Origin of the sequence: Gracilimonas sp. (genome assembly GCF_035704785.1) — a bacterium.
Lineage (GTDB): Bacteria > Bacteroidota > Rhodothermia > Balneolales > Balneolaceae > Gracilimonas.
In genome coordinates this window covers 1-2,970 of the sequence record NZ_DASSWP010000232.1, presented here as the reverse complement: position 1 = coordinate 2,970, position 2,970 = coordinate 1, and the positions used below count along the sequence as shown (strand labels likewise).

General features: G+C 43.9%; 2 protein-coding genes and 1 pseudogene. All 3 read left to right on the top strand.

Going from position 1 to position 2,970, the window contains the following annotated elements:
- Positions 1 to 982 (top strand): UDP-N-acetylmuramate dehydrogenase (gene murB / locus VFM80_RS13170; protein WP_395072419.1); only part of this gene is annotated, 982 nt, incomplete at its 5' end.
- 124 nt (positions 983 to 1,106) lie between these two features.
- Positions 1,107 to 2,597, top strand: coding sequence for a M48 family metalloprotease (locus VFM80_RS13165; protein WP_395072417.1), 1,491 nt, complete (start codon positions 1,107 to 1,109; stop codon positions 2,595 to 2,597).
- A 98-nt stretch (positions 2,598 to 2,695) separates the two neighbouring features.
- A pseudogene (locus tag VFM80_RS13160) lies at positions 2,696 to 2,970 on the top strand (adenylosuccinate lyase); the annotation flags it as partial.

Below are 2,970 nucleotides of genomic sequence, written 5' to 3'. Positions count from 1 at the left end.
CAACACCATGGGGGTTAGTGCGAACGCCCGGTATTTCGCCTCCGTAGCCTCTGCGGATGAGCTCCGGCAGTTATTGCTGCAACCCGATTACAAAGTTCTTCCAAAATTAATGCTGGGTGGAGGAAGTAACATTCTCTTCGTTAATGATTTTGAGGGACTTGTTATCCATTTGGGCATCAAAGGCAGAGAGTTAATTGAGGAAAATGAGGGAGAGGTCCTGCTGAAGATCGGCGCAGGAGAGGACTGGCATCAGACGGTGATGTATGCCGTCGAGAAAGGATGGGGTGGAATTGAAAACTTATCGCTTATACCCGGATCCGTGGGCGCGGCTCCTATTCAAAACATTGGCGCTTATGGGGTGGAATTGGAAGAGGTTTTTGAATCTCTCGAAGCCATAGATCTTGAGACCGGTATCAGTAAAACCTTTGACAAGCAAGCTTGTGATTTTGGGTACAGAGACAGTGTGTTTAAAAATGAGTTGAAAGGGAAGTATATCATAACCCATGTTACATTGAGGCTGCAAAAAGATCCTGATGTAAATACTACGTATCGGGCGTTATCCGAAAGCCTTGAAGAAAGAGGAATTTCAGATCCTTCTATCAAAGACATCAGTGAGACGGTAATCAAGATCCGTCAAAGTAAACTTCCCGATCCTGCTGAAATTGGAAACACAGGAAGTTTTTTTAAAAATCCGGTGATATCTGAAGAAGCATTTAAAGAACTTCAGGAAAAATATCCCGAAATTCCGAATTACCCAGCCGGTGAGGAGATCAAAATTCCCGCTGCCTGGTTCATTGATCAGTGTGGCTGGAAAGGGAAACAGGTCGGAGATGCCGGGGTTCATGAAGTACATGCATTAGTGATCGTGAATTATGGGAATGCAACCGGCGCAGAGATCATTGAACTTGCCAGGAAGATCCGCGGTTCAGTATTTGACAAGTTTGGAGTTGAGCTAATTCCGGAAGTAAATATTGTTACATAAATCATGCTTATTGATACATACTTCTCAGTAGTTAGAACAAATGTCAGTATTTATTATTATGATAATCAAGATATAAGAACAATTGTATTGGAAACAAATTTATAGGATCATGAAAAATAGAATCATGAAAATCAGATCGGTTTATTTTACGCTAATTATGGCTGCGGCCGTTTTGGTGAGTGGGTGCATGAAAGTGGGTGTGAATCCGGTTTCAGGAAACAAGCGTGCATTCGGTTACAGCTGGGAACAGGAAATTGAGATTGGAAAACAGGCGGACAGTGAGGTTATAGCACAATACGGTCTTTATGAAAATGAAGAGCTTTCAAATTATGTTTCCGACCTTGGGCAGGAACTGCTTGAAGTCAGCCATCTGAGAAGAGATGATACAAAGGAGAAATTCCGCAATACAGAATTTACCTTCAGAGTATTAAACAGCCCGGTGGTAAATGCCTTCGCGTTACCCGGCGGTTACATATATGTGACCCGGGGACTTCTTGCTCATCTTGATAATGAAGCCCAGTTAGCGATGGTTCTAGGTCATGAGATCGCTCACGTTGCTGCCCGGCATGCTTCACAAAGAGCAGCTACCCAGCAGTTTGGGCAGCTTGCTGTAATTGGAGGAGCTATTTTGGGGCAATCGTTGGGTTATGATGGCGCCAATATCTTGGAGCTTAGCAGTCAAACTGCACAACTACTGTTTCTCAAGTATAGTCGTGATGCGGAAAGGGAGTCCGATGCTCTGGGAGTAGAATATTCTGCCATGAAAAATTATAAGGCAGCAGAAGGAGCAGAATTCTTTACATCACTTGAAAGAATTTCTGAATCGCAAGGCGGAGGAATTCCAACCTTGCTTTCAAGTCACCCTGATCCCGGTGATCGAGAGGAAAGGATTCCGCAACTGGCACAGGAATGGGCAGAAAAAGGCTATGAACAAACTATTCTTGATAAAGAGGAATTTATGGGCATGATAGATAATATCATGTTTGCAGAGAATCCAAGGGAAGGTTTTGTAAGGGATGGTATGTTTTATCACCCTGATCTGGAATTCCAGTTCCCGGTACCACCGGCTTTTCAACTGTATAATCAATCATCATCAGTGATCATGGTAAATGAAGCTCAGGATGCCATTATGCAGTTTACCATTGATTCCGAGAACAGCACCCCCGAATCATCAGTCAGAGCATTTTTGTCACAGGAAGGACTAACCACGGTTGAGCAGGCTAATTTTTCAGGTTCAGGATTTAATGGATACCAGGGGATAGCTACTGCCCAAATGGAAGACGGAACCGAACTCATGCTCCAATTAACTGCGCTTAGTCATGGTGGAAATGTGTATCGATTTTTGAGCTATACCACTACCGCCCAATTTGATGACTACAGAAGTACATTCAGCTCAGTGACACAAGGGTTTAGTGATCTTAGAGACACAAGTATTCTAAATATCAGGCCGGTTAGACTGAATCTTATCACAACTTCGCGTTCCGGTCCTTTCAGTTCTTTTCTGCCAAATGAGCTTCCGATGGAGATTCAACCACTGGATGTAGCCATTATCAATCAGGTGGAAATGGATGAGAACATTCCGACAGGTACCGTTTTAAAGATCCCGGTTCAGTGAATGATGTTTTCAGGGAAGAATTAGCTTAAAAACGAGCTTATTCTGTGGATATAAAATCCTATCTTTGCAACCGAACTTTAATGCAAAAATAAGATTCAATGATCTCCCGCTACTCCCGAAAAGAAATGTCCGATCTGTGGACCGACGAACAGCAATTTCAGGCCTGGCTGGAGGTTGAACTCGCAGCCTGCTGGGCATGGGCCAAGCTCGGAAAAATTCCCATGGAAGATGTAGACAAGCTCTACGAAAATGCGGGATTCGATGTAGCAAGGATCAAAGAGATTGAAGCGGAAACCCGTCATGATGTGGTCGCTTTTACCCGCGCCGTTTCCGAAACCCTGGGTGATGAAAAGAAATGGGTGCACTACGGACT

Bases quoted from the DNA above. Each gene is read 5' to 3' on its own strand.
- VFM80_RS13165 (WP_395072417.1), top strand. From the start codon at position 1,107: ATGAAAATCAGATCGGTTTATTTTACGCTAATTATGGCTGCGGCCGTT.